Annotated in this window: 15 protein-coding genes; 5 read left to right on the top strand and 10 right to left on the bottom strand. The window is 61.6% G+C overall.

Annotation, left to right across the window (positions count from 1 at the left end):
- The first annotated feature begins 204 nt into the window (after nucleotides 1-204).
- Together AC3WLE_RS11430 and AC3WLE_RS11425 are read left to right on the top strand one after the other, a co-directional pair.
- Entirely contained in the window at nucleotides 205-702 is a 498-nt protein-coding gene (locus AC3WLE_RS11430; RefSeq protein ID WP_492317983.1) for a hypothetical protein, read from the top strand.
- A gap of 317 nt (nucleotides 703-1,019) precedes the next feature.
- Nucleotides 1,020-1,241 (top strand): hypothetical protein, encoded by a 222-nt coding sequence (locus tag AC3WLE_RS11425; RefSeq protein ID WP_492356354.1) that lies wholly within the window; start codon nucleotides 1,020-1,022, stop codon nucleotides 1,239-1,241.
- 260 nt (nucleotides 1,242-1,501) lie between these two features.
- On the opposite strand, the gene AC3WLE_RS11420 is transcribed toward AC3WLE_RS11425, so the two are convergent.
- Complete coding sequence (locus AC3WLE_RS11420) at nucleotides 1,502-2,458, bottom strand: hypothetical protein (RefSeq protein ID WP_492356353.1); 957 nt, start codon at nucleotides 2,456-2,458, stop codon at nucleotides 1,502-1,504.
- Nucleotides 2,459-3,573: 1,115 nt separating this feature from the next.
- On the opposite strand from AC3WLE_RS11420, the gene AC3WLE_RS11415 reads away from it, so the two are divergent.
- Nucleotides 3,574-5,103, top strand: coding sequence for a DUF1254 domain-containing protein (locus tag AC3WLE_RS11415; RefSeq protein ID WP_492356352.1), 1,530 nt, complete (start codon nucleotides 3,574-3,576; stop codon nucleotides 5,101-5,103).
- A gap of 226 nt (nucleotides 5,104-5,329) precedes the next feature.
- Here AC3WLE_RS11415 and AC3WLE_RS11410 read toward each other — a convergent pair whose 3' ends face one another.
- From AC3WLE_RS11410 to AC3WLE_RS11390, 5 genes are all read right to left on the bottom strand, one after another.
- Nucleotides 5,330-6,286, bottom strand: a complete 957-nt coding sequence (locus tag AC3WLE_RS11410) for a 2-hydroxyacid dehydrogenase (protein ID WP_492317987.1) — start codon at nucleotides 6,284-6,286, stop codon at nucleotides 5,330-5,332.
- Between the two features lie 79 nt (nucleotides 6,287-6,365).
- Entirely contained in the window at nucleotides 6,366-6,827 is a 462-nt protein-coding gene (locus AC3WLE_RS11405; protein WP_492317988.1) for a type II 3-dehydroquinate dehydratase, read from the bottom strand.
- 16 nt (nucleotides 6,828-6,843) lie between these two features.
- Entirely contained in the window at nucleotides 6,844-7,464 is a 621-nt protein-coding gene (locus AC3WLE_RS11400) for a glutathione S-transferase (protein ID WP_492356351.1), read from the bottom strand.
- A gap of 13 nt (nucleotides 7,465-7,477) precedes the next feature.
- A complete protein-coding gene (locus AC3WLE_RS11395; RefSeq protein ID WP_492356350.1) occupies nucleotides 7,478-8,476 on the bottom strand; it encodes an NAD(P)H-quinone oxidoreductase in 999 nt (332 codons plus the stop codon).
- A gap of 72 nt (nucleotides 8,477-8,548) precedes the next feature.
- Nucleotides 8,549-9,697, bottom strand: a complete 1,149-nt coding sequence (locus tag AC3WLE_RS11390; protein ID WP_427309071.1) for an ABC transporter ATP-binding protein — start codon at nucleotides 9,695-9,697, stop codon at nucleotides 8,549-8,551.
- 411 nt (nucleotides 9,698-10,108) lie between these two features.
- On the opposite strand from AC3WLE_RS11390, the gene AC3WLE_RS11385 reads away from it, so the two are divergent.
- Both AC3WLE_RS11385 and AC3WLE_RS11380 read left to right on the top strand, forming a co-directional pair.
- The gene (locus tag AC3WLE_RS11385; RefSeq protein ID WP_427309073.1) at nucleotides 10,109-11,362 is read left to right on the top strand and encodes a flavin-containing monooxygenase; all 1,254 of its coding nucleotides are present in this window, start codon (nucleotides 10,109-10,111) and stop codon (nucleotides 11,360-11,362) included.
- 108 nt (nucleotides 11,363-11,470) lie between these two features.
- On the top strand, nucleotides 11,471-12,616 hold the full coding sequence (locus AC3WLE_RS11380) for an alpha-hydroxy acid oxidase (RefSeq protein ID WP_492317991.1): 1,146 nt from the start codon (nucleotides 11,471-11,473) through the stop codon (nucleotides 12,614-12,616).
- A 46-nt stretch (nucleotides 12,617-12,662) separates the two neighbouring features.
- Here AC3WLE_RS11380 and argE read toward each other — a convergent pair whose 3' ends face one another.
- From argE to AC3WLE_RS11360, 4 genes are all read right to left on the bottom strand, one after another.
- The gene (gene argE, locus AC3WLE_RS11375; RefSeq protein ID WP_492356349.1) at nucleotides 12,663-13,838 is read right to left on the bottom strand and encodes an acetylornithine deacetylase; all 1,176 of its coding nucleotides are present in this window, start codon (nucleotides 13,836-13,838) and stop codon (nucleotides 12,663-12,665) included.
- Between the two features lie 59 nt (nucleotides 13,839-13,897).
- Nucleotides 13,898-14,872 carry a LysR family transcriptional regulator gene (locus tag AC3WLE_RS11370; protein WP_354681834.1) on the bottom strand — a complete coding sequence of 325 codons (975 nt, stop codon included), beginning with the start codon at nucleotides 14,870-14,872 and terminating at the stop codon, nucleotides 13,898-13,900.
- A gap of 109 nt (nucleotides 14,873-14,981) precedes the next feature.
- Nucleotides 14,982-15,653, bottom strand: coding sequence for a DUF1028 domain-containing protein (locus AC3WLE_RS11365; RefSeq protein WP_492317993.1), 672 nt, complete (start codon nucleotides 15,651-15,653; stop codon nucleotides 14,982-14,984).
- 6 nt (nucleotides 15,654-15,659) lie between these two features.
- On the bottom strand, nucleotides 15,660-16,073 hold the full coding sequence (locus AC3WLE_RS11360; protein WP_010812548.1) for a RidA family protein: 414 nt from the start codon (nucleotides 16,071-16,073) through the stop codon (nucleotides 15,660-15,662).
- Between the last annotated feature and the right edge of the window lie 185 nt (nucleotides 16,074-16,258).

Raw genomic sequence — 16,258 nt, 5'->3', positions numbered from 1 at the left:
TGCGTCCGCAATGCGAGCATTACTCCTGAATTTCAATCGACCGATGACTGTCGAGCGCTTGATGAAGGAACTCATTTAAGAGGGGAGCAACCCCGCCGCCGGCCGGCCTTTCAGCAACTGCCGGGCGCCAACGCGCACGGCCGAACGCTGCCTGCCGGCCCCTATAGTATCCTCGCGGGTTCCCCGACCCGTACCACGAGATTGATGCACCACACCGACGACGCGCTCCCCGAGCACGAATCCACCGCCATCCACGAACCCCGCCTCTGGCGCGACAAGGGCTGGACCGCCCGCGTCATCAAGAACGAGGATGGCGACGGCTGGGCAGTCGAAATGATCCGCGACGGCAGCGCCGAGCCCGCGCTGGTCGGGCCCTGGACCATGGGGCGGAACAAGGTCGATCCCAAGCCGCTGGATGCCACCGCGCACCAGACGCTGGTGAAGACCGCTTCAGAGGTGATCCGGCGGCATGAGCAGCAACTGCATGCGCAGCTCAACAAGCAGGTCAGTATCGAGTCTGAATCCGGCACTGTGATTGTGAAGCTCGTCATTACGCCGGACGAATTCGAGCCCTTTGGCACGCTCACGGCTGAAGATGCCTTCGGCGATGTGCTGGCGACTGTGAAGGTGCGGCCCGACTTTCGGCTGACGCGGGACAGCGCCGAGCGCTGGGCCGCTGGCGGGTTCGACAGGATTCGCTAGGCAACTGCCTGACAACGAAGCGCCGGAAGATTGCGAATCGTCTGATCGCCATAGACGACAGAGATGGGGACACTAGAGCCATCACCGAGACAACGGTGATCGGGCGTACCAACCCGGATCTCATTACAGGTGGCCGTCTCATGCGGCCAAAGTCGCACGTCCACATCCCTCAGTTTAATGGCGGGCCGGGGCGGGGCAGCCGCAAGGCTGGCCGGACTATCCTGTTAATGAGCCGGTATTGGTACCCCCGCTGTCAGGCCCGCCACCCTTTTAATGCAGGTATCAGGCGGGACTTCCAACTTTGATAGGAGCTCGCAATGGAAGAACAAACCGCGTCGAAACAACAAACCGTCTTGATCGCCAATCTGGAAGATTGTCGCGAATCGCTGAATTGCATCAGTGCTGGATTGGACAGGGTGCTGGTTCTGTTGGAAGTGGAAAGCGAATGTTCGGATGCTTGCTTTGGTATCCGGTGCCTGGTGGAGATGATCAAGGCGAAGTTTGATCGGACGGCGGCGGAGATTTGTCCGGTGGCGTGAATGGGGATGCTGATGTGGCCGGGGGTGTAGCTCCGGTGGGATGGAATAACCGCAGCTTCGGCTGCGGTTATTTTTTTGGGAGGGACGGTACGAGGTTGGCTGCCTGCGAGGAGCCACGAGAGCAGTCGCCTGACGACGATTACTACGACGACCTCTATGATGATCTATGTTTCAAGAAAGACTTAACCCCGGCGGCCCAGCGCCCCGGGGTTTTGTCGTTTAAGGTTCCTGCATTGCATTGAGAATCGCGCGGTACAGGATCAGTTGATCCGCTTCAACACTGCCGGGGTACACTGCGAGCAGGACTTGTGGGAGATCGTCTTGTAGTTTGCGCTTATCGTGCCACTCCTTGGCGCACTATCCATCCAGCTTATCGAAGTACCATTGATGGAAATGTTGCGAACTGCATCGCTGGCCGTGTAGCCCGACGCATTCCTGACGACGTAGAGTCCCGTTCGGCCATCGGCATTGATAACGAGCCGGTGTTGCTGACTACTACCCTTGTTTCCCACGTACGTTCCCGCGGCTGGATGGGCGTTCGGTTTGCATGCCGGAAGCATCATCCAGTTGTGGTTGAGATTCTCGAGCTGGCTTTCCGTTCTATCGCGTGCGCGCACCACCTTCCTTCGGTAACGCGAAACCGATTGGTCATAGGCGCCGAGCGCAGGCCGCACCCCAGCTTCCAAGGCATACCAGTCCCACACAAAGGTTGATCCGATCACCGGGACATGGGCGGCTTGCCTCGTCATGTCGATCATGTACTTAAGCGCTTCTCGATTGCTGTCGATGCGCTTCTTCTGCTCATCTAGATCGCGCAATTCGCTCTTGTGAGCGGCTGCCTTACTGCTCAGCGCCTTCGCATTCTCCCTGAGCACCTCCACGGCTGCAGGTCGCGATGAACACTTGGCCAACGCCTCGGCTGAGACAGGTGTGAGCACTACATCTTTGTAGTCGCCCTCGCTTGCAGCGTCGAGTTTCTGTCCTGCTCGCCGGTAGCCGTCGACGAGCTTGCTCCAGTCGCTTCCAAAATGCTCGGCTCCAGGGTCTTCGCCGTTCTCAATGCGACGAAGAATCTTCTCGACGCTCACAATGTTCTCGTACGCCTCGTTTGCGTCGACTAACGCCTGTGGCAGGTCTGGCGGAACCTGCGCGAGAGATTGATGCCCTTGCAGAACAAGCATTGCAAACACCAAAACGTATCGATTCAGGTTTCTCATTTTTGCTCCTCCTCTATGGCTGCTTAACCGCCGACGCGTTTATACCGCATGTCTGTCACGTCAATCGCACCTGCGCGGAACCCCCCTCCCAGCGCACCAGACAGACTACCTCCGTTGCGCACCGTTCGACTGCTGGACCAGGTGCGCAGGCGCATTCGCTTCCTGCGCCACGACCCGCGCACGGAGCAGGCGCGGCTGTTCGCCGCCTGGTTGACTCTTCTGAGCTTCCGGGTCTGGCCGATTACAGGACCATTCCTCCTCGATGGACCGCAATCGCTGCAAACCGGTTATGGAGTGCGTGAGGAGAAATTTGGGGTCGATAGGCGACCCTGGGTTTCCCTTACCACCGTAACTTCACAAGTTCCGTGAGCGTGGGAAATGGCCAGTCCTCATCGTCAGCCGAATTCGTCAAGCTTGTAGCGAGGGGAGTAAATGGCATTTGCCATGCGTTCCACAATGTCACCGGCCCCATGGACCAAATATGCCAAAGTTTCTCGCACCCGCTTTGGGTCGTTGAATGTTGGGAACTGTCGCTTCCACGTGGCAAGTCCTCCGTCGAAGAAGCGGAATCGATCGTGGAATGAATGAAGGGTCGCCAAGGCGTCGAACAAGTCGGAGTCGTTAGCCTCCATGATCGCCTCGCGGGAACCAAAGACGCGTTTGAGCCGGGGGTAGTTCGTGCCGACTATGCCCGCAGACGGCCAGTAGCGGTCATCGGGAAATTACAGTTGAGTGACTGCTCCTTAAGCTAGTTGCTGCCCCCTCGAAGACCGACAGACTACGTCTGCTGTCGTTGAACCAGTCATTCGGCACCTGTCGAGTCGCCGACTCGTTGAACCAACGACGGATATTTTTACTTCGCAACACTAAATCTTTCAATTGCCGAAGAGAGGATCCTTAAAGGATGATCCGTAACGTCATTGTGCCAATATGTGCCGCGAAACACCGCGGACGACTCGTAGCGAATAATGTGCGCGGGGCGCGGGGTTCATCATTGCATTTTCTGTGAGACGAAAACTATAGGATGACTCTTCGGGGTCGCCCGCGTTTTGGTCCCAAGCGAGCTTTTCGGCGCCTGAAGGCGGAGATCCGGAAATGATGAGAAGGAGGCGTTCATGTTGAACCGCTCGGAAAGCAGTCCAACGGTACTAAAGAGGGCTGTACTGGCCGTCGCAATAGCCACCCTCGCCACGCCGTCCGCCAGTGCCGACGAGCGGCAGTACAAAATGACGACGCTTATTCCGCCGCAGATCACGACGCCGGACAAGGTTGAAACGCGCATCGGCACGCTGCGCTTCTTCGATGGTGTGCCGACAGAGGATACCGCTTCCAAGGTCTATGATCAGCTGGATTTCAGCCGCGGCATCGAAGCTTTTCTCAACGGTATTCCCGGCGCCTCCATGGTGGGCCTGCGCACTGGCAGTCGCGCCGTCGGCGCAGTCAACGGAACGATCGGCATCTTTCAGGACCTGATGGATTCAAGGTCGCTGTACCTGACGGCCAATACCGAAAGCATTTACTACGCAACGTGGATTGACCTAAAGAACGGCCCCGTCGTCATCGAGAGTCCTCCTAACGTGCTGGGCGTAGTCAACGACTTCTGGTTCCGCTATGTTGCCGACCTTGGCAATGCCGGCCCTGACAAGGGCAAGGGCGGGAAGTACCTGATCCTGCCTCCGGATTACAAGGGCGCCGTGCCGGAAGGCTATTTCACCTTCAAATCCCCGACCTACGGCAACCTGGTGCTGGGTCGCGGCTTTATGAAGGACGGGTCGACCCGGGCGGCAGTGGACAGCATCCGGCAGCATATGCGCGTCTACCCGCTCTCCGAGGCTGGTCGGCCGCACGAGCCGAACTTCGTCGAACTTTCTGGCCGGGAAATGAATACGGTGCACGCCAACGATTTCAGCTTCTTTTCCGAGCTTAACCAGATCGTCCAGGAAGAACCTGAGGATTCGTACGGCCCCGACATGATGGGCATCTTTAATGACATCGGACTGGTCAAGGGCCAGCCCTTTGCGCCCGATGCCCGAATGAAGAAGATCCTCACCGACGCAGTCGCCACCGGGAACGCCATTGCCCGTTCGATTGATTTTCGCAGCCGAGCCAAGGAAGCAAGAATCTATCCTAATGCCCACTGGAATACACCGTTCATTGGCGGCAGCTACGAATGGCTGACCAAGGGCGGGGCGCGCAATTTCGACGCGCGAACCATGTTCTTCTATGCGGCCACGGTCAACACACCCGCAATGGCCGTAGCGATGCCGGGGGTTGGGTCACAATACGCATCGGCCAATCTGGATGCGAACGGCCAGGCTTTCGATGGTGCAAAGACCTATCGTTTGCGCGTTCCCGCCGATGTGCCGGCCAAAGATTTCTGGTCGGTTGTCCTGTATGACACACAGACGCGCTCCATGTTGCAAACTGATCAGCGCTTCCCCAGCCTCTCCAGCCAGACCAAACCAAAGGCGAATCCGGACGGCAGCGTGGATGTCTACTTCAGCCCTAAGCGACCCACGAATGTTGACAATTGGGTACAGACGGTTCCGGGCAAGAGTTGGTTTACGATTTTCCGCCTCTACGGTCCGCTGCAGCCCTGGTTCGACAAGACCTGGAAGCTGCCGGATATCCAACGTGTCGGGTGATGTGCCCCTCTGCGTGATGACATGTCACCCAGCGAAACAGCAGTCTGATGTAGACGCCCGCTATGGAGAAAGCAGCCGGTCAGGGTTACTTGCCTGATTGGAACAAGCCGGGCTCGCGACCCGAGTCCCTTCTTCGCCGCCAAGCCAGAACCGCTTCGCTCCATTTTGATCGCGTCTCTCACCCCTTCCACGTGTCCGGCGCATTACGCCGGACGTAGTCCATACCTCAATATCCACGTGCTGGATCGATGATGCTCTCCGGCAATTCCCCGGCAGAAACGCGAATAATATTCTCCGCAATCTGCCTCGCCGCAGACGACGGAATCGCCACCGAAGCCAGGTGGGGTGTGATCAGCACATTAGGCATGCTCCACAGCGGATCCCCGGCAGGCAAAGGTTCGCGCTCGAAAACATCCAGGGTTGCCCCGCCGATGTGGCCGCTTTGGAGCAGGTCCGTAAGCGCCGCCTGATCGACCAGTGCGCCCCGCGCGACGTTGATGAAGGCCGCGCCTCGCGGCAGCCGCTCGAGTCGCGCCCGATCCAGGATGCCAGCCGTCTGCGGCGTGAGCGGCAGCATCACGACGACAATGTCCGCCTGTCCGAGCACGGTGTCGAGCGTTTCCAGTCCGGCAAAGCATTCCACGCCTTCGATCTGCGCCGGGCTGCGCGACCAGCCGATCACCTCGAACCCCTGGCGCTGCAGTTCGTGGGCCGCTCTCGCGCCCAGCTGACCGAGCCCCAGAACCGCCACGCGGATGTCTTCCGGAGAACGGGGATGACGGTAGGCCCACTCGCCCCGCCGCTGCGCCTGCTCGAAGTACGGGATGTCCCGGGCGTGCCGCAGCACAGCGAACAGCACGTACCCCGCCATCATGCGCGCCATCTGCGGGTCCGTGAGCCGTGTGATCGGAATGCCTTGGGGAAGGTCCTGCCGCTGAACCAGTGAATCAACCCCCGCCCCCAAATTGACGATCAGGCGCAGGTTCGTCATCCCGGCAAAGAAATTCTCCGGCGGTTTCCAGGCGAGCGCGTAGTGAATGTCGGCCGGCCGGGTGATTTCGCTGGAGTGAATGACCTTCAGCTTCGGGAGCTGGGCCTGTAGCGCGCGCTTCCACGTGTCGAAATCGTCGAATGCGCTGTAGAAGGCCAGCGCGCCCGACGGGGTGTCTTCAGAAATTGGCATCTTGGCAACTGCATTGAGAATAATGGCAAGGACGACAGCGAGAGTACATCTTGCTGCCGTTCCGCGTGCGCATGGGAAATCAGACCGCTGCTCTGCCCTTCTGCACCAGCCGCGTGACGGCCTCGATGGCAAATTCGTAGCCGTCGCCGCCCAGCCCGGCGATCACGCCATCCGCCACCTTGGAGATGTAGGAGTGGTGGCGGAACGGCTCGCGCTTCCAGATGTTGCTCATATGGGTTTCAATGATCTTGCCGGGGAAAGACAGCAAGGCATCGAGGATCGGAATCGACGAGTAGGTCAGGCCGGCCGCATTGATGATGATGCCGTCCGCCACGCCGCGCGCTTCCTGGATCCAGTCGACCAGCTGTCCCTCGTAGTTCGACTGCAAGAAGCGCAGGTCGGCATTCAGGGACGCGGCCTTTTTCTCGCATCGAGACTGCAGCACCGGAAAGCTGTCGCTGCCGTACGTCTTGTTGGCGTCCAGGCCATATAGATTGGCGTTGGGGCCGTTCAGGAACCAGATGGTGATTCTCTCGCTCATGTTCTGCCTCTGTATCTCAACCTTCGTGGGGGCGCGTGGCCTGCATGGCGGGCAGGCTTTGGAAAGCCTCATTCCAGCGTGCCGCGTTGCGGTATTGGGCGCGCCAATCGAATTCGGGAAACCGGAAGTCCAGATACCCCAGCGCGCAGCCGATGGTGATTTCACCGATGGTGGGCTGTTCTTCCGCCAGGTCCGGTGCGATGGCGTCGATTGACTCGAGGCAGGCGCTGACTTTCGTCAGCAGCGCTTCGCGCCACGTGGGCCACTGGACTTCCTCGGGGCGCGCCGTCCGTTCGTAGCGCGCGAGCAGCGCGGCGTCGAGCAGGCCATCGCCGAGCGCCTGGCGGGTCAGGGCCGTCCAGCGCGCGGGGCCGGAGGCGGGAAAGATGTCCGCGGCGTCTGCCCGGCTGGTCAGGTACTCGCAAATCACCCGGCTGTCATAGATGGACTGGCCATTTTCCAGGATCAGCGTCGGGACTTTGGCGAGCGGGTTGTGGGCCGCGATGCGCGGGTCGCGCCGCACCGGATGGGCGGCGCTGTCCAGCAGCTCGATGGATTCGGCCTGCCCCGTCAGGTGTGCGCAGACCATGACCTTGCGCACGAATGGCGAGGTCGGAGCGAAAAGGAGTTTCAGCATGGTTAATTGGCCTCTATGGGATCAGGACCAGCTTGCCGAAGACCTTGCCGCTTTCCAGCATCTGGTGGGACGCGACCGCCTCCGCGAGCGGGAAGGTGGCGTGGATGCGCGGCTTGACCCGTCCGTTCTTCAGCAGCGGCATGACATGGCGGGCAAGGCTCTGGGCCATCCGGGTCTTTTCGTAATGGCTCTGGGGGCGCATGGTGGACGAGTGCAGGCTCAACTGGCGCTGCATCAGCGTCAGCAGTTCGACATTGACCGCCGAACCCTGCATGAAGGACAGGCTGACATGGCGGCCGCCGAAGGCCATGGCGGCAAGATTGCGGCGGACATAGTCGCCGCCGACGATATCGATGACCACGTCGACCCCGCGCCCATCGGTGTACTCCAGGCAGGCCTTGGTGAAATCGGTGGTGGGCCAGCAGATCGTCGCAGCGGCGCCCATGGCGCGCAGTTCCGGAAAACGGCTTTCGTCGTTGTCCGTGACGATGACGGTTGCGCCGGCGGCATGCGCCATGCGGATCGTGAGCGTGCCGATGCCGCCGGCTGCACCGTGGATCAGGACGGTTTCGCCCATGGCCAGGCGGCCCAGCTCGAACAGGTTGTGCCACACGGTGAACAGCCCCTCGGGCAAGGCGGCTGCCTCAACATCGGAAAGCGTGCCGGGCACGATGAAGGACTGATCGACCGGCGCCGTACACCACGGCGCATAGCCGCCGCCGGGCACCAGGCTCATCAGCCGCTGGCCCATCAGCTGGCTGTCCACACCGGGACCGCAGGCGACCACTTCGCCGCAGACTTCCAGCCCGAGCACGTCGGTGATGCCGGGCGCGGGCTTGGCGATACCTTGACGCTGCATGATGTCGGGCCGGTTGACGCCGGCGGCGAGCACGCGTAGCAGGACTTCGCCAGCACCGGGCTCGGGCATGGGGCGCTCGGCCAGCGTTAGCACACCGGCGTCGCCGGGTTCACGGGCGATGATGGCTTGCATGGAGCGGGGAAGACTGGTCATGGGTGTGTTCTCTCAGGCGGCGTTGTCTGACGCGTTGTGTCATGCCTTCGCGTTGCGTTCTTGCATCTGCTCTTACGTCCGCTTCTGCGGACTGAAAATGCTGACACCCTCATCTGGCAGCGCAAGTCCCGCGACCGAGCCGATGGGCCATTGCTGCATGGCGCCCAGGCCCGCACTGCGCACCGTGACGACCTGACGGGCCGTCATCGGAATGTCCACGTCGATGAACGTATTGATGTGATCGCCCTGGTAGACGTGATTGATCACCGTGCCGCTCAACACCGATTCGGCATGCAGATGCTCAAGCTTGATGTGCTCCGGGCGCACGTACACGTCCAGCCTTTCCCCGTCGTGCGATGCGTCGGCCAGGCGGGCATGCGGAAAGCTGATGAGCCCCGAGCCCAGGCGCAGTTGCACGTCCGTTGCCGTCTGGCCGTGATAATGCGCTGGCAGGATATTCACGTCGCCCAGGAAGGACGCCACGAACGGGTCTTGCGGGTTCTGATACAGATCGGCCGGCGACGCGATCTGCCGAATGGTGCCGTTCGACATCACCGCGATCCGGTCGGACATGGCCAGCGCCTCGCCCTGGTCGTGGGTGACGAATACCGTGGTCAGGCGCAAGCGGCGCTGGATTTCCCGGATCTCTACCTGCATGGAGCCGCGCAGGTTCTTGTCCAGGGCCGAGAAGGGCTCGTCCAGCAGCAGTACCTTGGGCTGGATCACCAGTGCCCGCGCCAGCGCCACGCGCTGCTGCTGGCCGCCCGAGAGTTCGCGCGGCTTGCGGTGCCCGAGGCCGTCCAGCTTCACCAGGTCCATCACCTGCTTCACGCGCTGTGCGATCTCGTCCTTGCCCACGCCCCGCATACGCAGGCCATAGCCGATATTGCGCTCGACGGTCATGTGGGGAAAGAGCGCGTAATTCTGGAAGACGATGCCGATCTGCCGCTTGTGCGGCGGCTCGCAGGTCACCGGCTGGCCATCGATGAAGATCTCGCCGGTGTCGGCTTCCGCAAAGCCTGCAATGAGGTTGAGGAGCGTCGTCTTGCCGCACCCGGACGGGCCCAGCAGGGTGAGGAACTCCCCGCGTCGTATCTTCAGCGAGAGCTCGTGCAGCACGGTGTGGTCGTGATACTTCTTGACCACCCGTTCCAGGCTGACTGCGGTATCGGGCTGTGCGTTGTGTTGCTGTGCGGCAGGCTCGGAGTTGGCTACGTTCATAGGTGTACAGAGATTGAGGAGTATGCCGTGCTCCAGGCTTGGGCCCAATGACATCGAGGCCGAGCTGGTACTGGCAAGCAGGATAAGTCAAACAGCCAGTATCGGGACTTTGCCGAAACTGATGCGGTCCCTCGGAAAAAACGAAATGCCTGTTTTCAGGCGCAGGCGGCGCGGATGCGATGGCCGGGAACGCCTTGTGGTGCGCGGGTGCGGGGGGCGGTGCGGGACCCTTCGGCCCGCGCTTTACTTTTTCCTAAGTCCTGAGTTTGAAAAACGTGATTTTCAAACGAGGTGGGCTTCATCAAACTGGCCACCGTCGATGAGCGATGTTTCCAGGGCGCCAGTACGCCTTGCCGTCGAAGCTTCCGTGCCGGGGCGACTGACCGGGGCGATCATTCTTAGGAAATTCAAATGTCAGTGGAAAAAATCAACACCGTGGTGGTCGGTGCTGGCCAGGCGGGCATCGCGATGAGCGAGCATCTCGCGCACATGGGTGTGCAGCATGTCGTGCTGGAACGCAGCCGAATCGCAGAACGCTGGCGCTCGGAACGTTGGGATTCTCTGGTCGCGAATGGACCGGCCTGGCATGACCGTTTTCCCGGGATGAAATTCGAGGGCATTTCGCCGGAGACCTTTCCGTCGAAAGAGCGCATGGCCCAGTATTTCGAGAGCTATGCCGCCATGCTGAAGGCGCCGGTCCGTACCGGCGTGGAAGTCAGGCGGGTGGAACGGCATCAAGGACGTCCCGGCTTCAGGGTGACGACATCCGACGGCATCATCGACGCAGACAACGTCGTTGCCGCAACCGGCCCGTTCCAGACGCCGGCCTATCCGAAGATCGTGCCCGAGAGCGAAAAAATCCGGCAGCTGCATTCCTCGGCCTACAAGAATCCGGGCCAGTTGGCGGAAGGCGGGGTGCTCGTGGTGGGCGCGGGCGCTTCCGGCTCGCAGATCGCCGAAGAGCTGCGCCAGGCCGGCAAGACGGTTTATCTCTCGGTCGGCGAGCATTACCGTCCGCCGCGCGCGTACCGTGGCCGTGACTACTGCTGGTGGCTGGGCGCCCTCGGTCTGTGGGATGAAGTGAGGATCCGGCCCAAGAAGGCGCACGTCGCTTTCGCCGTGAGCGGCTATGAAGGCGGCAAGACCGTCGATTTCCGGCGCCTGGCGCACGCGGGCATCAACCTGGTCGGCCTGACCCAATCCTACAAGGATGGCGTCATGACGTTCGAGCCAGGCCTGCCCGAGAACATCGCCGAAGGCGACCGCGCCTACTTCGACGTGCTGCGCGAAGCGGATGCCTATATCGAAGAGAATGGCCTGCCGTTTCCGCCGGAACCTGACGCCTGGGAGCTGCTGCCGGACCCGGAGTGCCTCAAGCACCCGATCCTCAGCCTCGACCTCGCTGACGCCGGCATCACCACGATTCTCTGGGCGACCGGTTTCAAGTTTGATTTCAACTGGCTGAACGTGAAGAATGCCTTCGACGAGAAGGGAGATCCGTTCCACAAGCGCGGCATCTCCGCGGAAAGCGGCATCTATTTCCTGGGCCTGCCGAATCTGGTCAACCGGGCGTCGTCCTTCATCTATGGCGTCTGGCACGATGCGAAATACATCGCTGACCATATCGTGCTCCAGAACGGCTACATGACGTATGAGCGGTCTTGAGCTTGTTCTTGAGGCTGCACGGTGACCTGTCATTGGTAACGAGGTTGCACGCACGAGCTGCCGGATCGGGTGATCCGGCAGCTTTTTGTTTTTCTCAAGGGAGTTCCCATGGCCGAGATGACGTGCATTGAAGACCTGCGCAGGCTGGCGAGAAAGCGCGTGCCGCGCATGTTCTATGACTATGTCGACGGCGGATCGTGGACCGAATATACCTACCGTGCCAACGAGGCGGATTTTCAGCGTATCGAATTCCGCCAGCGCGTGGCGGTTGACATTACCGAGCGCAGCACCGCCAGCACCATGGTGGGCCAGCCGGTCAGCATGCCGGTGGCGATCGCGCCCACCGGGTTGACCGGCATGCAGCACGCCGATGGAGAAATCCTGGCCGCGCGCGCGGCGAAGCGGCACGGCATCCCGTTCACCTTGTCCACCATGAGCATCTGCCCGATCGAGGCGGTGGCGGAAGCGACCGGACGCCATCCGTTCTGGTTCCAGCTGTATGTGCTGCGCGACCGGACCTTTGTCGAAAGCCTGATCGACCGTGCCAGGAATGCCAATTGTTCGGCGCTCGTGGTCACGATGGACCTGCAGGTCTTCGGCCAGCGGCACAAGGACAAGAAGAACGGTCTGTCCACGCCGCCCAAGCCGACCCTGCGCAACCTTGTGAACATGGCGAGCAAGCCGCGCTGGTGCATGGGCATGCTGGGTACCAGACACCGTCAGTTCGGCAATATCGTCGGGCATGCCAGGGGCGTCGACAATATCGGGTCGCTGGTGGAGTGGACTCAGGAGCAGTTCGATCCGCGTCTGTCCTGGCAGGATGTTGAATGGATCAAGAAGCGATGGGATGGGAAGCTGATCGTCAAGGGCATCCAGGACCCCGAGGATGCGCGGCTGGCGGTGGCAAGCGGCGCCGATGCCATCATTGTGTCGAACCATGGCGGGCGCCAGCTGGACGGCGCCGCGTCATCGATCTCCACATTGCCGCGCATCGTGGAAGCCGTCGGGGATCGGGTGGAAGTCCATATGGATGGCGGCATCCGCTCGGGCCAGGATGTGCTCAAGGCTATCGCGCTCGGGGCGCGTGGCACGTATATCGGTCGCGCCATGATGTATGGCCTGGGCGCCCTCGGCGAGCAAGGCGTGACCACGGCCTTGAACATCATTCAGAACGAGCTTGATCTCTCCATGGCGTTTTGCGGCAAGACGGATATCCAGTCGGTCGACCGCAGCATCCTGCTGACTTCATTTTGATAGCGTCCTGAGGCGTCCGGGCCGAAGCCGGCCAGGACGCCAGGACTTATTGACAGAGAAACTCGACGAGGCCGGCCAGCATGCGGTCGCAGGCTTCGATCTGCGCCAGCTCCACATACTCGTCGGCCTTGTGTGCGACTTCAATGCTCCCGGGCCCGCAGATCAGCACTGGCGTTTCGTTCCAGCTCTGCTGGAACAATCCACCCTCGCTGCCATAGTCCACCCTGGCGCATGGGGTGCCCGCGGGGAGCAGCGAGGCGAGCAGGCCGACAGCAGGCGAATCCTCGCGGGTGTTCAGGCTGGGATAGCTGTTCGTCATCTGGATGTCTGGCAAGGGCGCCGCAGGATCCAGCGCCTCATTTTTGACGCGCTCGGCCAGGCGTTCCAGGACGCGCTTCAGGATCTCCTCAGGTTTACCTTCCGAGACGTTGCGAATCTCGAAGCTGACTTCGCATTCGCTGGGCACGATGTTCAAGGCGCGGCCGCCGTGGATGACGCCGGCGTGGACCGTGCTGTAGGGCACGCCGTAGCCCTCCTCGCGCGGGCCGCTTTGCGCCAGTTCACGCTGCACGTCCCGCAGGGATGCGACGAGGTCGCTGGCCATGTGGATGGCGTTGAAGAACCTGGGCGCCAGGCCTGAGTGGCCGGCCTGGCCGCAGCAGACTGCCCGGTAGGCAGCCTTGCCCTTGTGACCGGTGCCGATCCGCATCAGGGTCGGCTCGCCGACAATGCACAGGTAGGGTGCGGGGAGGCTGTTCTCCAGGCGGCGCAGCAGGTGGCGCACGCCAACGCAGCCGATTTCCTCGTCGAAGGACAGCGCCAGCTGCAAGGGGCGCTGGAGCCGCCGCCGAGCGGCTGCCACCATGGCGGTGACGGCGCAGGCCACGAAGCCTTTCATGTCGGCTGTGCCGCGTCCGTAGATGCGGCCATCCCGGTGCGTTGCCTCAAAAGGGGGTGAAGTCCAGGGCTGGCCTTCCACCGGCACCACATCGGTATGACCGGAGAGCAGGACGCCCGGAACGCCCACCGGACCGATCGTCGCAAACAGATTGGAGCGGCTGGGGTCTTGCGGGTCGGGCGCGAGCATCGATTCGATGCCGGCTTCCGCCAGGATGTCCTGGACCTTGTGGATGAGCGCGATGTTTGGCGTCAGGGAAACCGATGCGAAAGAAATGAGCGTTTCCAGGAGAGCGACGCTTGCTGAGGAGGCTTGATTTTCCATCTCTGGCCCTTCTTGAGGGGGCATTGCCAAAACACGGCATGGCCGATGCGGCTGGCGCTTCAGGACGCCGATTTCAGCGGCGCTGCTATATGGGGATCGAAGAAACTTGGAGCGCTCATTCCCGGGATGTATTGGTCGGAGATATAAGCGCGGCAGCGTTCCATGAAGATTCTCGTCAATCTTGACTGTTTCATCGGCTTGTAAGTCGCCAGGCCGAGCAGCATGGGCCGATGGGTACCGGCAAGGCGGACCCGCACCATGCGCTTTCCATCGAGCGACTGATCGGATTTGGGGCGCACATTGAAGAGTGCGTAGCCAATGCCGTTGGCGACCATGGACCGGACCACTTCCGTGGACTGCGAACGCGCCGCGATGTTCGGCGTCACGCCGGCCTTTTCAAACAGCGAGGTGAAATAGTCCCGGCTCATCGGCATATCGAGCAGGACGTAGGGTTCGGGCGCCAGCTCTTCGAAGGAGACGACTTTCTGCTGCGCCAGCGGATGGACCTCGCTCACCAGCACATAGGGCGGCATTGTCGCCAGGCTCTCGAACTGGATGTCGTCCTCAAGGTGCAGGTCGTAGGTGATCGCCACGTCGATCTCAAGCGCATGGAGCTTGTTCATCAAGACTTCCTGATCGCCTTCGACCATCTGCAGCTCGATTTTGTTGAAGGCGCGCGAAAAGCCGAAGATGACCTCGGGCGCAATCATTGCCGTGAGCGACTGGAAGCTTCCTACCCGCAAGGTGCCCTGGATGACGTCGCTCGAATCGGAGGCGATTTCATAGAGTCGGGACGACCGTCCGAGCATGTCTTCGCAGTGATGCAGGACCAGCTTGCCGATGGTGGTCAGGCCAATGCCCTTGGAAGAATGGCGCACGAACAGCTGCACGCCCAGTTCGGCCTCGATATGGGCGATCGCTGCGGAGATCGAGGGAGAGGAGATATGGATTTGCGTCGACGCAGCGGCGATGCTGCCATGCTTCGCCGTTGCGACGAAATACTCCATCTGGCGCAGGGAAATGCGATTGAGCATGTCGAGATCAGGAAAAGGGGAACGGTCCAGTGTACTGGAGAAGGTTTGCCCTTTCGAGTGCCGGCTGCCTGGCCGGCGCTGTCACGCTTCATTCGATGCGTCGGACTGGTCACAGGTTTCCGGGAACGCCAAAGCTGGGCGCCGCACGGGGATCGAGCGCCCGCTTGACATAGTCCTTCAGCTGCGGCGCATAAACCTCCCAGGCGGCATGGAGGGCCTCGACCGGATCGTTTTCTACCCAGTCCAGGCGCAGATCCACGACAGGCCAGTTTTGGGCATCGTACACCAGCAGGCCTGCCGAGTGCACCGGACCCTCCTCGCCGCCGGCGGCCTGGCCGGCGAGCATGGCCTGCATCAGCCGTTCCGCGAGCGCGCCTTCGGTCTGCTCGAAGGCCGACAGCATGGCCTGGGGCACGTCACGCGTCGCCAGCATGTTGCCCGCGCATGCGGCATGGCTGCCGACCACGCTTGCCAGGGTGCCCAGCGCCTTGGCACCGGTGAATACCACTGGCGGGTTGTGCGCGTCGATGGCCATGAGCTGGCGATACTCGATATGGGGGCGCTTCTGCAACTCCGCGAGGGCGCGTTCCGGCGTCAGGCCGCTGGCCATCAGGTCCAGCGCGAGGGGCCCCAGATCCGGGTCGGTAATGTTCTGGCTCGCGGCGGCGCCGACCCCTTTGCGGCCGCGGATGCAGCGCGAGGCAACCGCCGGTGACGAGGACGCCACGGCGGCGCCGAACTGGCCGGTGGCGGGGCACCGTGCAATGATGGAGAAGGTCATGGCAGCTCAGTCGGGGATGACAGCGGTGGCGTCGATCTCTACCAGCCACTCGGGGCGGGCCAGAGCCGATACGACGATGCCGGTCGAGACCGGGAAGACACCCTTCAGCCAGCGGCCCACGACGCGATAGACCGCCTCGCGGTAGCGCGGGTCGATGATGTAGATCGTGATCTTGCAGATGTCCTCGAGCTCGCCGCCGGCTTCCTTGAGCAGCATCGCGATATTGGCCATGGCCTGCTCCGCCTGTCCGGCGACGTCCCCGATGCACACGCTCTCCGAGGTGTCGAGGTTCTGGCCGATCTGCCCTCGCAGAAAAACGGTACGGCCGCGCGCGACAACGGCCTGGCAAAGGTCGTTGTCCAGGTTCTGTTCCGGGTAGGTGACTTTGGTGTTGAAGGTGCGGATGCGGGTATGCTTCATGGTCGATTCGGATCGATTCGGCAGGTGGCGGGAGATTGGGGGCGATGCACCCGACTGCATGGTCATGTGCAGCCGCTGGCGGCGCCATTTGTATTTTCCTGCCGGCCGTTTAGGAATTTCCGAATACCACCGAACCTCACACGGCCGCTAACCTGCTCCAGACGGCGGAACCATCCACAACCCCA

This window comes from Cupriavidus sp. FW306-1B-F12B, assembly GCF_058781795.1.
This window is presented reverse-complemented; position numbering and strand designations above follow the sequence as displayed.

Excerpts from the sequence above, each read along its gene's own strand:
- AC3WLE_RS11385 (WP_427309073.1), top strand. The coding sequence starts at position 10,109 with ATGTCAGTGGAAAAAATCAACACCGTGGTGGTCGGTGCTGGCCAGGCG.
- argE (WP_492356349.1), bottom strand. The coding sequence starts at position 13,838 with ATGGAAAATCAAGCCTCCTCAGCAAGCGTCGCTCTCCTGGAAACGCTC.
- AC3WLE_RS11430 (WP_492317983.1), top strand. The coding sequence starts at position 205 with ATGCACCACACCGACGACGCGCTCCCCGAGCACGAATCCACCGCCATC.
- AC3WLE_RS11370 (WP_354681834.1), bottom strand. The coding sequence starts at position 14,872 with ATGCTCAATCGCATTTCCCTGCGCCAGATGGAGTATTTCGTCGCAACG.
- AC3WLE_RS11380 (WP_492317991.1), top strand. The coding sequence starts at position 11,471 with ATGGCCGAGATGACGTGCATTGAAGACCTGCGCAGGCTGGCGAGAAAG.
- AC3WLE_RS11405 (WP_492317988.1), bottom strand. The coding sequence starts at position 6,827 with ATGAGCGAGAGAATCACCATCTGGTTCCTGAACGGCCCCAACGCCAAT.
- AC3WLE_RS11410 (WP_492317987.1), bottom strand. The coding sequence starts at position 6,286 with ATGCCAATTTCTGAAGACACCCCGTCGGGCGCGCTGGCCTTCTACAGC.
- AC3WLE_RS11390 (WP_427309071.1), bottom strand. The coding sequence starts at position 9,697 with ATGAACGTAGCCAACTCCGAGCCTGCCGCACAGCAACACAACGCACAG.
- AC3WLE_RS11360 (WP_010812548.1), bottom strand. The coding sequence starts at position 16,073 with ATGAAGCATACCCGCATCCGCACCTTCAACACCAAAGTCACCTACCCG.
- AC3WLE_RS11400 (WP_492356351.1), bottom strand. The coding sequence starts at position 7,464 with ATGCTGAAACTCCTTTTCGCTCCGACCTCGCCATTCGTGCGCAAGGTC.
- AC3WLE_RS11425 (WP_492356354.1), top strand. The coding sequence starts at position 1,020 with ATGGAAGAACAAACCGCGTCGAAACAACAAACCGTCTTGATCGCCAAT.
- AC3WLE_RS11420 (WP_492356353.1), bottom strand. The coding sequence starts at position 2,458 with ATGAGAAACCTGAATCGATACGTTTTGGTGTTTGCAATGCTTGTTCTG.
- AC3WLE_RS11415 (WP_492356352.1), top strand. The coding sequence starts at position 3,574 with ATGTTGAACCGCTCGGAAAGCAGTCCAACGGTACTAAAGAGGGCTGTA.
- AC3WLE_RS11365 (WP_492317993.1), bottom strand. The coding sequence starts at position 15,653 with ATGACCTTCTCCATCATTGCACGGTGCCCCGCCACCGGCCAGTTCGGC.
- AC3WLE_RS11395 (WP_492356350.1), bottom strand. The coding sequence starts at position 8,476 with ATGACCAGTCTTCCCCGCTCCATGCAAGCCATCATCGCCCGTGAACCC.